The 16,081-nt window shown below is 29.7% G+C and carries 15 protein-coding genes; 11 read left to right on the forward strand and 4 right to left on the reverse strand.

What is annotated here, in order from left to right:
* The first annotated feature begins 224 nt into the window (after nt 1–224).
* The 7 genes from ABDZ93_RS09690 to ABDZ93_RS09720 all read left to right on the forward strand — a co-directional run bounded on the left by ABDZ93_RS09690 (nt 225) and on the right by ABDZ93_RS09720 (nt 6,906).
* Nucleotides 225–1,418: a murein hydrolase activator EnvC family protein gene (locus tag ABDZ93_RS09690; protein ID WP_343825871.1), complete on the forward strand. Its 1,194-nt coding sequence runs from the start codon at nt 225–227 to the stop codon at nt 1,416–1,418.
* Between the two features lie 324 nt (nt 1,419–1,742).
* Nucleotides 1,743–2,606 (forward strand): ABC transporter ATP-binding protein, encoded by an 864-nt coding sequence (locus ABDZ93_RS09695; protein ID WP_343825873.1) that lies wholly within the window; start codon nt 1,743–1,745, stop codon nt 2,604–2,606.
* Entirely contained in the window at nt 2,607–3,275 is a 669-nt protein-coding gene (locus tag ABDZ93_RS09700; RefSeq protein ID WP_343825876.1) for an ABC-2 transporter permease, read from the forward strand.
* 12 nt (nt 3,276–3,287) lie between these two features.
* Entirely contained in the window at nt 3,288–3,959 is a 672-nt protein-coding gene (locus tag ABDZ93_RS09705) for an ABC-2 transporter permease (protein ID WP_343825878.1), read from the forward strand.
* 44 nt (nt 3,960–4,003) lie between these two features.
* On the forward strand, nt 4,004–4,384 hold the full coding sequence (locus tag ABDZ93_RS09710; protein WP_343825880.1) for a GntR family transcriptional regulator: 381 nt from the start codon (nt 4,004–4,006) through the stop codon (nt 4,382–4,384).
* Between the two features lie 13 nt (nt 4,385–4,397).
* Nucleotides 4,398–5,246, forward strand: coding sequence for an ABC transporter ATP-binding protein (locus tag ABDZ93_RS09715; RefSeq protein ID WP_343825882.1), 849 nt, complete (start codon nt 4,398–4,400; stop codon nt 5,244–5,246).
* A 283-nt stretch (nt 5,247–5,529) separates the two neighbouring features.
* Nucleotides 5,530–6,906 (forward strand): MATE family efflux transporter, encoded by a 1,377-nt coding sequence (locus ABDZ93_RS09720; RefSeq protein ID WP_343825883.1) that lies wholly within the window; start codon nt 5,530–5,532, stop codon nt 6,904–6,906.
* 122 nt (nt 6,907–7,028) lie between these two features.
* Here the strand turns inward: ABDZ93_RS09720 and greA are convergent, their stop codons facing one another.
* Together greA and ABDZ93_RS09730 are read right to left on the reverse strand one after the other, a co-directional pair.
* The gene (greA, locus tag ABDZ93_RS09725) at nt 7,029–7,499 is read right to left on the reverse strand and encodes a transcription elongation factor GreA (protein WP_343825885.1); all 471 of its coding nucleotides are present in this window, start codon (nt 7,497–7,499) and stop codon (nt 7,029–7,031) included.
* 211 nt (nt 7,500–7,710) lie between these two features.
* Nucleotides 7,711–8,817: a DUF3298 and DUF4163 domain-containing protein gene (locus tag ABDZ93_RS09730; RefSeq protein ID WP_343825887.1), complete on the reverse strand. Its 1,107-nt coding sequence runs from the start codon at nt 8,815–8,817 to the stop codon at nt 7,711–7,713.
* A 489-nt stretch (nt 8,818–9,306) separates the two neighbouring features.
* Between ABDZ93_RS09730 and ABDZ93_RS09735 the strand changes: the two genes are divergently transcribed.
* From ABDZ93_RS09735 to ABDZ93_RS09750, 4 genes are all read left to right on the forward strand, one after another.
* Nucleotides 9,307–9,981 carry a uracil-DNA glycosylase gene (locus ABDZ93_RS09735; protein ID WP_343825889.1) on the forward strand — a complete coding sequence of 225 codons (675 nt, stop codon included), beginning with the start codon at nt 9,307–9,309 and terminating at the stop codon, nt 9,979–9,981.
* A gap of 245 nt (nt 9,982–10,226) precedes the next feature.
* Nucleotides 10,227–10,700 (forward strand): C-GCAxxG-C-C family (seleno)protein, encoded by a 474-nt coding sequence (locus tag ABDZ93_RS09740; protein ID WP_343826982.1) that lies wholly within the window; start codon nt 10,227–10,229, stop codon nt 10,698–10,700.
* A 15-nt stretch (nt 10,701–10,715) separates the two neighbouring features.
* Complete coding sequence (locus ABDZ93_RS09745) at nt 10,716–11,660, forward strand: TDT family transporter (protein ID WP_343825891.1); 945 nt, start codon at nt 10,716–10,718, stop codon at nt 11,658–11,660.
* A 354-nt stretch (nt 11,661–12,014) separates the two neighbouring features.
* Nucleotides 12,015–13,406 carry an amino acid permease gene (locus ABDZ93_RS09750; RefSeq protein WP_343825894.1) on the forward strand — a complete coding sequence of 464 codons (1,392 nt, stop codon included), beginning with the start codon at nt 12,015–12,017 and terminating at the stop codon, nt 13,404–13,406.
* Nucleotides 13,407–13,502: 96 nt separating this feature from the next.
* Here ABDZ93_RS09750 and ABDZ93_RS09755 read toward each other — a convergent pair whose 3' ends face one another.
* Together ABDZ93_RS09755 and ABDZ93_RS09760 are read right to left on the reverse strand one after the other, a co-directional pair.
* Nucleotides 13,503–15,275: a M3 family oligoendopeptidase gene (locus tag ABDZ93_RS09755; RefSeq protein WP_343825896.1), complete on the reverse strand. Its 1,773-nt coding sequence runs from the start codon at nt 15,273–15,275 to the stop codon at nt 13,503–13,505.
* Nucleotides 15,276–15,519: 244 nt separating this feature from the next.
* Entirely contained in the window at nt 15,520–15,846 is a 327-nt protein-coding gene (locus ABDZ93_RS09760; protein ID WP_035135126.1) for a CGGC domain-containing protein, read from the reverse strand.
* Between the last annotated feature and the right edge of the window lie 235 nt (nt 15,847–16,081).

The raw sequence follows: 16,081 nt of genomic DNA on the forward strand, positions 1-16,081 counted from the left end.
CCAAAAACCCTAGTTATGTTGACAAGGGGGATGTACATTGCTAGAATTTAAAATAGATGTTGGTAAAAGTATGGAGAAAAAGTATATCATTGTGTGAATTTTAGAGTAAAGCTATAATGATATATCTCAAGTAGATACTTTTAAATTAAAGAATTGAACCTTTCTATTTGAGAGATGTAAAAAGCATAGTGTTTATAAAGGTGACCATTACAGGGGGGAAAACCATGAATAAAAAGCTAAAATTGATAGCAGCAGTAGTTGTAAGCTGTAGTTTAATGTCATCAACAGTATTAGCAGATGACTTATCAGATGCAAAAAGTAAATCTAAAGAAATTGAAACACAAATTGAAAGTAATAAAGCTAAAGTATCTGAATTGGAAGAAAACAGAGATAATATATTAAGTGAAATTTCAAATTTGGACAATAACATGGACGAGCTATATAGTGAGGTAAATAATTTAGAATCACAAATTTCACAATCAACTAAAAAAATAAAAGAGCTAGAAGAGAGATCTAATGAGCTTAAGAAAGAATTAGAAGCTAACAAGGAACTTATGAGCAAAAGACTAAGGGTTTTATACAAAAGCAACGGTACAAGCTACATAGAAGTTCTGCTTAATGCTGAAGGTATTTCAGACTTTTTTGCTAAACTAGATACAATTAATACCCTAATTTCTTTTGATAATGATAAAATAAATGAATTTAAGGCAAATCAAAAAGAATTGGATAAAAATATAAATACATCAAATGAAGAAAAGAAAACTTTAGAAAATGCCAAGGCAGATGTAGATGCAAATTTAGAAGAGCTAAATGCTAAAAAAGAAGAGAAGACAAAACTTATGGCAAAGGCTGAAGAAGAGTTAGGAACAGCAGAAAAACTTCTAGCTCAAAATGAAGCAGAATCAGAAGAAATTTTAGCTAGTATAACAGCTATGCAAGAAACTGCTAGCAGACCTTCTCGTGGAGGTTCAAATTCTCAATCAAATTCTAAACCTTCAGATAATGGATCATCTTCTAGTCAAGTATCTACTAATGGAATGTATTCAGTAACTGGAACTAGATATGCCATAACATCTCCATTTGGAAATAGAATTAGTCCAGTAGGCAGAGGTGAAGAATTCCATAAAGGAATAGACATCGGTGCTCCATATGGTGCTCCAGTATATTCTCTTAAGGCTGGAACTGTAACTTATGCAGGAGTTATGAATGGATATGGTAATGTAGTTGTAGTTAGCCATGGAGATATTAGTACATTATATGCTCACAATTCATCTATATCAGTAAGTGTTGGACAAACAGTATCTGGTGGACAACAACTAGCTAATGTTGGGGCTACAGGTTGGGCTACAGGACCTCATATACATTTTGAGGTTATTATAGATGGAACTAATGTAGATCCTGCACCATATTATTTCTAGTATATATTTATAAAAATATAATAAGGTTAACATATATAGATAAAAGCATCTAAACCTTAAGGTTTAGATGCTTTTATAAACCCAATGATATACTATTATTTATAAAATAACTGAGAAAAAAATATAGGTTTATTAAAAATTATATTTAGTATTGACATAGTGTATATAAACGATATATACTGTTAATATAAAGAAGCTTAACAGCTTAATTTTTTTAAGAATACTGTATATACTGATTATTAACAGAATAATAAATACAGATTTAGTATGTGATAAATTCACTATTAGTATATGTGATGGTACATAATTAATGGAGGTGCTATTATGTCCAATAAATTATTAGAAATAAAAAATTTAACAAAAGAGTACGATGGGTTTAAACTAGATGATATCTCATTCACTTTAGATAAGGGATATATTATGGGCTTCATAGGTGAAAATGGAGCAGGTAAAACAACTACCATAAAACTAATTATGAATTTACTGAAAAGGGATGAAGGGGAAATTAAAATCTTTGGTAAAGATAATATTGAGCATGAAAGAGAGATAAAGGAACGCATAGGTTTTGTTTATGATGAATGTTTTTACTATGAAAATTTATCTATCAAAGATAATGAAAAAATAATTTCAGGGTTTTATAAAAAGTGGGACTATAATAAGTTTGATAGTTATCTAAAGAAATTTAACTTAAATAAAAAGCAAAAGGTTAAGGAGTTATCTAAAGGAATGAAAATGAAATTTGCTATTACTTCAGCTCTAAGTCATGATGCAGAGTTTTTAATATTAGATGAACCAGCTTCGGGACTAGATCCAGTTATGAGGCGTAGTATTTTAGATGTACTTCAAGAGGTTATACAAGATGAAAATGTTGGGATCTTAGTTTCTAGTCATATAATTTCTGATTTAGAGAAAATATCAGACTATATAACTTATATACAAAGGGGAAAGATAGTTTTTTCTAAAGCTACTAGCGATTTAATGGATGAATATAAAGTAATTAAAGGTGATAAATCTTTATTAAGTAAACTTGATAAAAAAGTTATATATGGACTGAGAGAAACACCTTATGGTTTTGAAGGCATAATTAAAGATATACACATTGATAAAAGTATAAGACAGAAAATTGTTAGTGAGAAACCATCTTTAGAGGAAATTATGGTAGCTATGAATAAGGGGGTAAGAAAATAAATGTGGAAAATGGCAATGAGAGATTTAAGAGGGATTTTTAATTTATATAATAATAGAAATGGTCTCATAATTATAATGGTAGTGATATTCCTTGGTATTACAAATAAAGGTAAGGGGCTATTTAGTTATTTTTTATTAATGGCTGGAGTCATTAGTATAGCATTTACTGAAATGGAAGCTAGAGATAAAGTTCATGTCAGTATACTCAGCAGTCCCTGTAAAAGAAGCGATTATGTATTAGGAAAATTCTTATCTGCAATTATATGGATAGTAGCTATAACAATAATAGGATTACTATTAAATAATTTAATTTATATGATATATCCAGCAGAATATTTAAAATTGCCTATATCCATAGTTAAAATGTCAATTAGTTATATTCTTATTTTTGTGGCTTTTTATAATTGTGTGTATTTCTCATTAGGAATAAAGTTTGCACGAATATTTTACTTTATTATATTCTTTGCAGTAATGCTTGGAATGTCAGCTGTAAGTTATATTCTTAAAGGAGAAGTACTACCAGCTTGGTTATCTTGTATAGATAGATTTTTAGCATTGTTTCAAAGCAATACTATAACTAATAATATTATAGTAGCTATACTAGTTCTAACTATTTTAGCTTTGATAGCTACTGTATCAGTAGTCATTTATGAAAAAAAGGATTTTTAGGAGGGAGAATTTATGGGAGCGCTTTTAAAAAAGGACTTTATAACTAGTAGATATGTCTATACTGTAGCTATTTTAATTGTGGGAATAGCAATATGTGTTTCTTCTATGTATAACTTTGAAGGAGGTACACTTATGATTTATCTTCTAGGGACTCTTATGGTACCTTTAATGGCAAATAAGTTCACTGCTACTGATGAGATGAGAAGAAACTATGATGTTATAATTAATAGTTTCCCAGTGAGAAGGATTGATGTAGTACTAAGTAAGTTTATCTATTATCTAGCATCTTATATTTTAACTAGCTTTATACTTCTAGCAATAATTACAATAGTTAGAGACTTTCATAAAGAAGAATTAACTATGATATATATTATTCAATCCTTATCCTTTATATATTACTGTTTAATAATTGGAGTTACTAACTTTATATATTATAGATATGACTATGGTGTTGCTACAAAATATTCCGCAATTATCATTATTGCAGTTATAAATGTACCTATAATTATTCTTCGCCTTGTTGATAATATAAATCCTAACATTTCAGTTAAAATCACTAACTATTTGTTAGAAAGTACAGCTCATGGAATTTATGTGGCTACAGCTATCATTCTATTAGGTTTAATAATATATGCTTTATTTGTACAATTATCAATAATAGGATATAGGAAAAGAAATTTGTAGTATCATAAAAGCTATACAATAAATTTATACTTGGAGGAAATTCAATGAATATAATAATAAATAACTCTTCAGGAGAACCCATATATTCTCAGATAGAAAAACAAATAAAGGACGATATCTTAACAAATAAGTTATCACCTAATGAGACATTACCGTCTATACGAGGACTTGCTAAAGATTTGAGAATTAGTGTTATAACAACTAAAAGAGCTTATGATGAGCTTGAGCGAGAAGGGTTTATATATACGGTTCCAGGCAAGGGCTCATTCGTTAGCGCTCAAGATAAAGAGCTTCTTAAAGAATCCATAATGAGAAATATGGAGGAGTATCTAAGTAAAGCTATAGAGGAAGGCATCAAAGCAGGAATTACTTTAGGTGAAATTATAGAAAGTTTAAGAGTACTTGCTGAAGAATATAAACTATAGTAGGAGGAAGGCAATGGATAATATATTATATATAAATAATTTATGTAAGAAATATAAAGATTTCCAGATGAACAATGTATCTCTAGAGTTACCCAAGGGATTCATTATGGGGTTAATTGGAGAAAATGGAGCCGGTAAAACTACGCTAATAAAGATGATAATGAATCTAGTAAAGAAAGATAGTGGAGACATAAAGGTATTTGATAAGGATAATATTAAATTCGAGAGGGAGATAAAGGATAGAATAGGTTTTGTCTATGATGAAGCTTGTTATTATGAACATATGTCTCTAGAAGAAAATGGAAAGATATTTTCAACATTATATAGTAAGTGGGATAATGATAAATTTCACCATTATTTAAATAAGTTTTCTCTTAAGAAAGATAAGAAATTAAAGGAACTTTCTAAAGGAATGAGAATGAAATTTTCATTATGTATAGCTCTTAGCCATGGAGCAGAGTTCATAATAATGGATGAACCTACTGTGGGACTAGATCCAGTGGTTAGATCAGAAGTTTTAGAAGAACTTCAATGTCTGATGGAAAATGAAAATATGGGAGTATTAATATCTACTCATATAACTTCAGACCTTGAAAGAATAGCAGATTATATTACTTTTATAAAGGATGGAAATATAATATTTTCAAAACCGAAAGATGAAATAATGGAATCCTATAAAGTTATTAAAGGTGACAGTAGTATACTTACAAAGGAAGCGGAGAAATACTTTGAAGGTATAAATAAAAATAGATTTGGATTTGAAGCATTGACATCACAAGTTGATAAAGTAAGGGAAGTTTTGAAAGATAATTTTGTAGTAGATAAGGTTACAATAGAAGATATAATGATTTTTAAAAAGTGAAGTAAATACAAGTAAATTAAATATGTAATTAACCATGCTTTATGTATAATCTCCAAATTTGTTATACATAAAGCATGGTATTTTATTACTCAAATTTATATATGGAAATAGGCATAACAAGTAATTGTTAAGAAAAATACACATTAAAATTATATAGACATTCTTCGTAGTACGAAGTAAAATATTTATTGGGGTGTTGTAGAAATATTAATGGGCAATTTAATTGCAATTATTAATATTAATCTTAATAGAATAAAATTTTATAGTAGTGGGGATTGATATTATGGAGAAAAGAATAGACTTAACAGAAGGGTCTATAAGTGGAAAGCTAGTTAAATTAGCCCTTCCTATTATGGCAACTTCATTTATACAAATGGCCTATAATCTAACAGACATGCTTTGGGTTGGAACTATAGGAAGCACAGCGGTAGCGGCAGTAGGAACAGCAGGTTTTTTTAGTAATTTAGCTGCAGCTCTTACCATGATAGCCAAGGTGGGTGCTGAGGTTAAAGTATCCCAAAGCTTGGGACGTAAAGATGAAAAAGCAACACGTAATTACATTGTAAGTGCCCTTCAAATTAATATAGTATTATCTTTAATAATGGGAGTAGTGGTATTATTATTTAGAAATAAGTTTTTGGCTTTTTTTCAGCTAGAGAACTTACAAGTTATATCCATGGCAGAAACTTATCTAGTTATAATAGCTATGGGGATGGTCATAACAAATTTAATACCAGTATTAACAGCAATATTTAATGGGGCAGGTAATAGTAAGACACCTTTTATTATTAATACAGTAGGACTAGTAGCTAATATAGTTTTTGATCCAATTTTAATTTTTGGTGTGGGACCTATTCCAAAGATGGGAGTTTTAGGAGCAGCTTTAGCAACCATAGGTGCACAAAGTATAGTTGTAGTTTGTTTCCTAGTTTCTATTTTAAGAAGCAAGGAAAAATATTTAAAATTTAATTTATTAAAAAAACCTGATTTTAAAGCTATAAGAAGTATATGTAAGCTGGGAATTCCGTCTGGAGTTCAAAGTGGATTATTTACCACCTTTTCTATTCTAATAGCACGGGTAATAGCTGGTTCTGGTGAAGTAGCCATAGCAGTACAAAAGGTTGGGGTTCAAATTGAAGCTATAACTTGGATGACTGCAGGTGGATTTTCAACAGCTCTTAGCTCTTTTGTGGGACAAAATTATGGAGCTAAAAAATATGATAGAATTAAGGAAGGATATAAGGCCACTATTTTTATAGCAGGTGTAGTTGGAATTTTAGCAACTCTAGTACTAATAATAGGCGGAGAAGGAATATTTTCAATATTTATAAAAGAAAAAGAGGCTATAATGTTAGGAAAGGATTATTTAAGAATCCTTGGATATTCTCAATTATTTATGTGTATTGAGATTACAACAGTAGGAATGTTTAATGGTTTAGGACGAACATATATACCAGCTGCTGTAAGCATTATATTGACAGGCCTTAGAGTTCCGGCATCTATGATATTATCATCACCTAATATTTTAGGTATAGATGGAGTTTGGTGGAGCATTAGCATGAGTAGTGTGTTTAAAGGAATAACTATTGTGATTATTCTATATTACATGACTAAGAAGAAGAACTTATTACAAGATAGTATATCTGTAGAAGTGGCTTAATATAAAATTAAATAATAAAGTAAAAGGCTGTATCAAAATAATTTGCGCTAAATATTAATCTAAAAATTAGTTTATTTTGAGACAGCCACTTTTGTTATATTTATAACTTTACGTATATTTTATTATTTTATCATTTCAAGCTTTTCTATGATTACACTATAAGAGCCATCTGGTGATGTAACCTCTATTTTTTCACCTAAGTTTTTTTTGTATAATGCTTTCCCTAAAGGACACTCTATGCTAATTTTATTGTTAAGAGGATCTGCTTCAACTGTGGTTACCATGGTAAACGCTTCCTCCTCCTCATCATCTAAAAATCTTAGAGTTACAATTTTCCCAATACCAACTTGATTTTCTGATGTGTCATCATTAATTATTTTAGCAGTTTTGATCATTCTTTCTAGGTAACCCATGCGTCTGTTATTGTCAGCTCTATTCTTTTTAGCTGCTTTATACTCAAAATTTTCACTTAAGTCACCATGAGCTCTAGCTTCTTTTAATTCTTCATTTATCTGAAATCTTACTACATTTTTTCTGTGTTCAAGTTCATCTTTTAAAATTTTAAGTGCTTCTTCAGTGAGATAATTATACATAAGTTAAAACCTACCCTCTAAATTAAAAATATATTTATATAATAATATTATACAGCTAAAAATATTTATGTAATATGTTCTTTTAAATAATATTTACTCTAAAATTAAGTAAAGGACTTATTTAAAATTAAATTTTAAATAAGTCCTACTTTATAATTAATTAACTTATTAGGGTGGAAATAATAAGTGTTAAATGGTATAGTTATTCACATTATAGTAACTGATTTTGAATAAGTCGAACTATTGGGCCTTCTGGATATAAAATATTTGAAAGTTCATTATAAAGAATAGTAATTCTAAATAGCCCACTAGAAGCTGGTGTGAATTCACCAGCTTGATAATATAATACTAAGCCTTCTGGAGTTAAGTAGAATTTTTGAGTGTCAGTAACTCCAGTATATGGTGTAGTGAAGTTTATATTCATTTCATTAGCCTTTTCTTTAGCTATATCACTAATAATCTCAGTATAGTTCATGCTACTATTAAATAAATCACCAAAATCATAAACTTCTCCAGTATTTACGTCCATAGTTAAAGAATTGAATAAAGTACTGCCAGTTGGATTATCTTCAGTTTCTGTGTACAAAGACATTACTATACTTAACAAACCATTTGAATTTAGTGGAACTTCATAAGCGCTTTCTACTGTTAAAAAATTAACTTTTTCAGGAATTAAAACTTCATTAAGCCACAAGGCGTTTAATGTATCAATAATTTCTTGATTGACTATAGCATTAGTATCTTCATTTCCACCACTTTGAATAAATGGATATTCAAGCTTAAATTGTGAAGGTGATAATACTTGAGTTTCCAAATTGATCATGTTGTTATCTTCTGGTGGTGTATAACGTCTACCAAAACACTCAAAGTAATCTATTCTATTTAAGCTTACACCAAAGTAAACCCATCTCCAACCAGTCCATCTAAAACCATATGCAGTTCGTCTATCTACATTAATAAGCCACGCCCAAAAAGAATTTCCATTACGAAGCCATATATATACAAATTGAAATCTACATGGCCTTATAGAGCCAGGTGATACGGCAAAAGTTTGAGGTCCTCCAGAAAATGATTTTTGGGGCGTCATGTTTGGAGGAGGGCCTGGTGGTCCAGACTGTGGTCTTGGAGGAGTTCCAGGTTGAGGTCTTGGAGGAGTTCCTGGTTGAGGCCTTGGTGGTATTGATGGACCAGGACCTCCGGGTAAAAATGGAGGTATTATCCTTTCGTCAAAACACTCTTTACAGTTTTCTTCGTCATCTAAGTATCTATCAGTATAAAAATCTTGTGAGTTTATATCATAGGGTCTCCTAATGAACATAACATGCTCCTTAATAGTATTACATTATTATAATATACAATTTAAATAGGAATGTGATTTTAAAAATAAAAAACTATTTAATAAATACATAAAAAAATTTTTTGGTGAGATACTATTATCATACCAATAAAATCATTATTTGTTTTGTAGTAAGTTTTCATGCCTGTGAATGTTTAAGTGATTTTCATAGAAACGAGAATTTGAAGGAGGAATAGCTTATGAAGAATGTTTATCAATCTACGCATATAGCTACTAGCCCGAAAACAAAGCAACAACTTAGGAAATTTAAAGAAGAGTTATCATGGGATAAAGAACGGGGTATTCACCGAAAATAATATCATGATAGTATAATGGTTTTATTGTTATAATAAATAGTGGAAAGCCTTTCTGCAAGGTAGCAGAAGGGCTTTCCTTAATATAAGGCTATTGACATAAAGGTACTTATAGGCAATCATATAATTAGATAATTAATGGAAAGGGTGATTGAACATGGTTATCATAGAAAATTCTTGGGATGAAAAGTTAAAAGGTGAGTTTGATAAGCCTTACTATATAGAATTAAGACAATTTTTAGTGAGTGAATATAAAACTAGAAACATATTTCCGGATATGAATAATATTTTTAATGCTTTAAAATTGACCAGTTATGAAGAAGTCAAGGTAGTGATCTTAGGTCAAGATCCATATCATGGAGCTGGTCAGGCACATGGATTATCTTTTTCAGTTCAACCGGGAGTTAGAATTCCACCATCTCTTTTAAATATGTATAAAGAATTACAAAATGATTTAGGCTGCTATATTCCTAACAATGGGTATTTAGTTCCGTGGGCAAAACAAGGAGTGTTGCTTTTAAATACTGTACTTACAGTGAGGGAAGGTGAGGCCAACTCTCATAAAAATAAAGGGTGGGAGAATTTTACTGATAAAATAATATCATTATTAAATGAAAGAGAAAAGCCAATAGTATTTTTATTGTGGGGAAATAATGCAAAGGAAAAAATAAAACTTATAAATAATCCTAATCACTATATTTTAACAACAGTACATCCAAGTCCTTTATCTGCAACTAGAGGATTTATGGGATGTAAGCATTTCTCTAAAACCAATGATATATTAAAATCCTTAGAACAAAATGAAATTGATTGGCAAATACATAATATTTAAGTTGAATAGGAAAGACTATCTCTAAATAAGATAATTAATTTGAGCAGTGTTTTGTTTCAACTCTAGCAATTTATGAAAATCTATCTTTACATCAAATGGCTTTTCTAACATACCAATAGGAATTCATAGCCTATTGGAAATTCGAATAGATAAAATATAACTATTTAATGTTGTAATTATTAAAGTTTAATTATTAACAAATAGTTATAATGTATTTGAATTGAGTATGAAAGAGGGTATATATGATGATTGAAAAGATTAGTGTAAAAAAGGTTAGAGAAGATGCAGAAGAACATTTCAGAAAAGGAGAATTTTATTGTTCAGAAGCTATAGTTTCATCTATTAAAAATAACTTTGAAGTGAACATGCCAGATGAAATGATTGCAATGGCTTCTGGATTCCCTGTAGGCATTGGAAAATCAAAATGTACATGTGGAGCTGTTACAGGAGCGGTTTTATGTCTAGGATATTTCTTTGGAAGAACTAAGGGAAGCAATCCTCAAGATCCTAAGAGTGTTAAAGCTTTACAATTAGCTTATGAATTACAAGATAGTTTTAAACAAAAGCATAAATGCCTATGCTGCAGCGTTCAAACTAAAGGTATGGATATGGCATCTGGAGAGCATAAAGCACAATGTATAAGATTTACTGGAGAAATGGCTGAGAAAGCTGCAGAAATTATAGTAAGAGAATTAAATATTGAAAATATTGATGAATAGTTGAGGAAGATGAGTATGAATTATATTAAAAAAATACCATTACCTATGGCAGCTGTAATGCTTGCACTAGCTTCATTAGGAAATTTACTATCATCATATAATATAATGTTTAAAAATATTCTAGGAGCGTTATCTGCAATAATATTAATACTTCTTACAATAAAGATTATAGCTTGTTGGAAAGGGGTAAAGGAGGAAATAAAGAATCCTGTTATTGCAGCAGTTATACCTACCTATTCCATGGGAGTTATGCTTTTAGCAGGATATTTAAAGGAAACATCTTTTACAGCTGGAGTTATTCTATGGTGGGTTGGAGTATTGATCCATATAGGGCTAATAATATTTTATACTAAAAATTTTATTTTCAAATTTGATATCAAAAAGTTGTTTCCAAGCACATTTATTGTTTATGTGGGCATAGGTGTAGGTGGAATAACTGCACCAGGATTTAATTTAGCTCCACTTGGACAAGTTTTTTTCTGGGTTGCTTTTATTTCACTTGTTATACTAGTACCAATTTTAGGTTATAGAACCCTTATAGTAAAGGGAATTCCAGAACCAGCTTTTCCAACTACAGTAATATTTGCAGCACCAGCTGCACTTACACTAGCTGCATATTTAAATTCTTTTTCAGAAAAGAATATTGGTATGGTAATATTTTTAGCAGTATTAGTAATGATATTATACTTATGTGGAATTGTGTATCTTGTACAAGGTTTAAGACTTAAATTTTATCCAAGTTATGCTGCGTTTACATTCCCTATGGTAATAAGTGCAATTGCAATGAAGGGTACTAATGGATTTTTAGCAAAAGCAGAAAAAGGAGTATCTTGGTTAAAATATATAGTTAAGTTTCAAGAGGGTCTTGCAATCATTATAGTACTATATGTGCTTGTGAGATTTTTAATGTTTATATTTAAGAAGGATACAGTCAAGGTAAATGCTACAGTATCGAAATAATTAAAATGTTAATTTTATAACATAGTAAACTCTATGGAGAAGGTTTCTTCATAGAGTTTTGTTAGTTTAATAGTAAAAAAGTAATAAATAAATGTACTAACGGAATAAAGTACCAGGTATATTATGGATAAAAATTAACATAATGGAATATGGTTGGCAAAAATACTTTAATATACAATAAATGTGATAAATATCGATAAATTCCTTTTAAAAATAATAAAAAATTTATTAAAAATAGGTTGATTTTTGTAATCGATTAAATTAAACTAGATAATTGAATGGAAATTTAATGTCTAAGGTTTCTAAAAGTAAATAAGTTTACTTTTAAAACAAAGCAATTATAGGGGGAAAAAAATGGCTAAAAAAGACACAATACAAACTGATGGATCACTTAAAAGAGATCTTGGACTAGCTGCAGCTACAGCTATTGTAGTTGGAAATGTAATAGGTTCAGGAATTTTCATGTCGCCTGCGAGCTTTGCGAGAGTAACAAATCCTAAAGTAGCTATACTAGCATGGGTTTTAACTTCCATAGGATCATTACTTATTGCCTTAAGCTTTGCTAATTTGGGATCAAAAATGCCTAAAACTGGAGGCCCAATTGTTTATACAAGAGCTGCCTTTGGTGATTTTGCAGGATTTTTAATTGCATGGTCCTTTTGGATAGGTGCGTGGGTAGGCAATGCTGCGATAATTACAGCATTTATGAGTTATTTTACATACTTTGTTCCAGCTGCTAACAATCCACTAGCTGCATTCTTGATATCTTCTGCAGTGGTATGGATATTTACATTAATAAATATATATGGTGTAAAGTACGTTGGAAAAATAGGAGTTATATCAACTGTGTTAAAAATTGCAGTACTTGTTGTGTTTATTGTAATTGCTGCACTAAACTTTGATCCAAGCTATATGAATACTGTTTCTAGTCCAGAAGTAAGTGGCATGGGAACATTACCATCAGCTATAGCTATAGCACTATGGGCTTTCGTAGGATTAGAAAGTGCTACAGTAGCAGGTGGAGAAATAAAAAATCCAGAAAAGAATATTAAAAAAAGTACTATATATGGAATCTTAATAGTATCTGTTATATATATTGTGATGAGTATTGTTTCTATGGGAGCTATGGATCAGGCAGCTCTTGCAAATTCAGATGCACCATTAGCAGATATTATAAATAAAGCTACAGGAGCTTCATGGGGGGGAACTTTCATAGCTGCTGGTGCACTAATTTCTACTTTGGGAGCAACTTCTGGATGGTTATTAACTACAGCTAGAAGTGCTGTTGGAGCAGCTGAAGATGGATTATTCCCAGCAATATTTAAACGTATCAATCCTAAATTTAATACTCCAGTAGCATCTCTTGTTATAGGAAGTACATGCATGAATCTGCTTTTAATAATGAACTATGTGGGGTCTCTTAGAAGTGCATTTGACTTTATGATATTACTAGCTACATTATCATTCTTACCAGCATACACATTCTCAGCAGCTGCTGAAATAGTATTACTATGTAAGAAATCAAAAGATTTTAGCTTTATAAACTTCTTAAAGAGTTCATTCTTCTCATTACTTGCATTTGCTTATTCTATATATGCTATATATGGAACAGGCGCTGATGTAGTAATGTATGGATTTATATTAATGCTTGTAGGAATACCAATATATGTTTACATGATGCTTCAAAAGAATAAAGAAGATAAGAATGTAGATAAAATAAGAGAAGCTGCAGGATTAGAGAAATAGTACAGATTTATTAACCAATTTAATATATGAAATAATAAACAGTGTGATTTAAAATAATCTAAATCACACTGTTATTATTAAACTTCTAATATAATTTTAATTATTAAATTTTAAGAAAAGATTGATGTCTTCTTCTATCATTTTTAAAGAAGTTCTCCAAAAATCCTTAGAAGTGATATCAATATTCATTATTTTAGCCACATCACTTAAGGAATTTTTTCCTGTTACTGAAAGAAGGGTTTTATATTGATCGGGGAAGGAATTATCTCTCTTTAAGTATTCAGCATAAAGACCTTTTGCAAATAGTTGACCAAAAGCATAAGGGAAGTTATAGAAATTATTATCAGCATAATAATAATGAGTTTTACAAGCCCACATATAGGGATGAAGGTAATTAGGGTCAAGGCCATCTCCATAAGCTTCTTTTTGGGCATTAATCATTATTTCATTTAAATCTTTTACACTAAGAGAACTTTCCTTTCTTCTTTTAAATAATTCGCTTTCAAATAAAAACCTGCTATAAATATCAACTATGACTTGAGTACAGTCACTAATTTCACTTTCTAAGATAGAGAAGGCCTCTTCCTTAGTAGCGGTTTTAATTGCTGCTTTTTTTACTATAGTTTCGCAGAAGTTAGAAGCTGTTTCTGCTATTGGCATAGGATATTGTGCATTTAATATACTTTCATTGTTAAGGCAATATCCATGATATCCATGACCGAGCTCATGTGAAAGAGTAACTACATCACTAAAGGTATTTCCATAGTTTAATAATACTCTACTCTCACCAACATGAGGAAGTCTAGAGCAGAATGCACCTCCTACTTTTCCTTCTTTAGGTAAAACATCTATCCATGATTTTTCCATAGCATTTTTAGCAAAATCCGCTAAATCATCACTAAAGGTTCTAAAGTTATCAACTACACATTTACATCCATCTTCATAGGTATAAGTCATATCGACATTTCCTATAGGGGCAAATAGATCATAAAATGGTAGACCATTTTTATGGCCTAAAAGTTCGCCTTTTCTTTTAAGATATTTTCTAAACACAGGCATTGATTCTTTCATAGCATCTAGCATAGCATCTAAAATTTTCTTATCCATTCTTGAGTTAAAAAGAGTTTTATCTAGTGGAGAAGAAAAACCTCTCATACTACAAAGTGTTATAACCTCACCTTTTATTCCGTTTATGGCTGCTGCCATACCATCATGGATTTTTTCATATGACTTAATTTCAGCCTCATATGCTCTTTTTCTGATAGTGGAATCAGCTTCATAAGCCATATTTCTAATCATTGACAAAGGGAGTTGTTTATTTTCTCCATCTAATTCTATATCAACCATAAGGCTAGAAGTTAATACATTTTTAAGTTTGCACCAAGCATTTGAACCAGTATTTTTAACTTTTGCTATTATAGCTTCTTCTTTATCACTTAGAATATATTTTGCATTTTTCGCTTTTTCTTTAAGAAAAAAGTTATGTTCTTTAAGCAATTTAGAACCCTGAATTATTTTATCTAAATCTTTAAGATTTCCAATCCATTTTGTAATTTTAGATTCACTTTCAGCTAGATTACTAATCTTAGAAGAAAGAATATCATCATATTTTAAAGCAGATGAATTTTTAGTATCTACACTAAGAGTTAAGTGAACCATACTACCTAACTTTCTTGTTAGAGTTTTTAATTCTATATTCATAGATATAAAATTTTCTAACAATTTATCAGGTGAATCTTTACTATTAATAATGCTATTAGCAGTGGTTATGAAATTTTCTATAAGTTCATCTAGCTTATTCAAATCCTCTTTAAATTCATTGCATTCAAAGGAAGAATAAAGCTCTTTAAGACTCCAATTAAGTTCCAAATTTATCATCTCCTTGTATATTTTAATTATATTATAACATAAAAATACAATATATATAATTTTATAAATAAATGTAACTATATAGATGATAAAATGAATTGGAGCTATTACTAACAATTAGGTGATAAAATATATGATAAAAATATAGAAGTGACCAATTGAACTTTTATCTATTAGTCACTTTTTAATATAATTATTAATATTAGATTTTAATTGATTTCTTTAAATTATATAATAAATCTAATTATTTATGAGTTCCATGAATTACATTAAATCCATGATTCTTTAAAAGCTTTTCATGCTTATTATAATTATCACACTCAACATCTATACAAAGAGCTATATGAATGGTATCGACTTTTTTTCTTTTAAGTTGCTCTATTTTATGATTCCAATCTTCTTGATCTGATATAGTTGTATCACAACCACTACAATAGAAGAAGCTTGATAATATAGGTTTTGAATTTTCATACTTTCGAAAGGCATCAGTTAAATTGTTATAGGCATCAAAACATCCAGTTCCAGCACATTGACCGACTAACTTTCTACATGCCATTATTGCTATAGACATAGAAATCCTCCTTATATTTTAAAATGAATAGAATATATAAATTCAGTAATGCTACACAAGGATACTAACATGGGCTATGATACATGTCAAATGACACAGTATTTTTAGGTGATACAATTATACTTTTTCAATATTAATAATTATTAGTTATAAACTTTAGTTAGCAAAAATCATTATTCTACATATTATAGAGTATGAGAAGTGAAGTGTTAAATTGGGTTACTAATATTATTCT

The sequence above is a fragment of the Clostridium subterminale genome (assembly GCF_039521425.1).
GTDB classification, from domain to species: domain Bacteria; phylum Bacillota; class Clostridia; order Clostridiales; family Clostridiaceae; genus Clostridium_J; species Clostridium_J subterminale.

What these genes read in the sequence shown, in the direction of transcription:
- ABDZ93_RS09690 (WP_343825871.1), top strand. Translation starts at nt 225, where the DNA reads ATGAATAAAAAGCTAAAATTGATAGCAGCAGTAGTTGTAAGCTGTAGT.
- ABDZ93_RS09695 (WP_343825873.1), top strand. Translation starts at nt 1,743, where the DNA reads ATGTCCAATAAATTATTAGAAATAAAAAATTTAACAAAAGAGTACGAT.
- ABDZ93_RS09700 (WP_343825876.1), top strand. Translation starts at nt 2,607, where the DNA reads ATGTGGAAAATGGCAATGAGAGATTTAAGAGGGATTTTTAATTTATAT.
- ABDZ93_RS09705 (WP_343825878.1), top strand. Translation starts at nt 3,288, where the DNA reads ATGGGAGCGCTTTTAAAAAAGGACTTTATAACTAGTAGATATGTCTAT.
- ABDZ93_RS09710 (WP_343825880.1), top strand. Translation starts at nt 4,004, where the DNA reads ATGAATATAATAATAAATAACTCTTCAGGAGAACCCATATATTCTCAG.
- ABDZ93_RS09715 (WP_343825882.1), top strand. Translation starts at nt 4,398, where the DNA reads ATGGATAATATATTATATATAAATAATTTATGTAAGAAATATAAAGAT.
- ABDZ93_RS09720 (WP_343825883.1), top strand. Translation starts at nt 5,530, where the DNA reads ATGGAGAAAAGAATAGACTTAACAGAAGGGTCTATAAGTGGAAAGCTA.
- greA (WP_343825885.1), bottom strand. Translation starts at nt 7,499, where the DNA reads ATGTATAATTATCTCACTGAAGAAGCACTTAAAATTTTAAAAGATGAA.
- ABDZ93_RS09730 (WP_343825887.1), bottom strand. Translation starts at nt 8,817, where the DNA reads ATGTTCATTAGGAGACCCTATGATATAAACTCACAAGATTTTTATACT.
- ABDZ93_RS09735 (WP_343825889.1), top strand. Translation starts at nt 9,307, where the DNA reads ATGGTTATCATAGAAAATTCTTGGGATGAAAAGTTAAAAGGTGAGTTT.
- ABDZ93_RS09740 (WP_343826982.1), top strand. Translation starts at nt 10,227, where the DNA reads ATGATTGAAAAGATTAGTGTAAAAAAGGTTAGAGAAGATGCAGAAGAA.
- ABDZ93_RS09745 (WP_343825891.1), top strand. Translation starts at nt 10,716, where the DNA reads ATGAATTATATTAAAAAAATACCATTACCTATGGCAGCTGTAATGCTT.
- ABDZ93_RS09750 (WP_343825894.1), top strand. Translation starts at nt 12,015, where the DNA reads ATGGCTAAAAAAGACACAATACAAACTGATGGATCACTTAAAAGAGAT.
- ABDZ93_RS09760 (WP_035135126.1), bottom strand. Translation starts at nt 15,846, where the DNA reads ATGTCTATAGCAATAATGGCATGTAGAAAGTTAGTCGGTCAATGTGCT.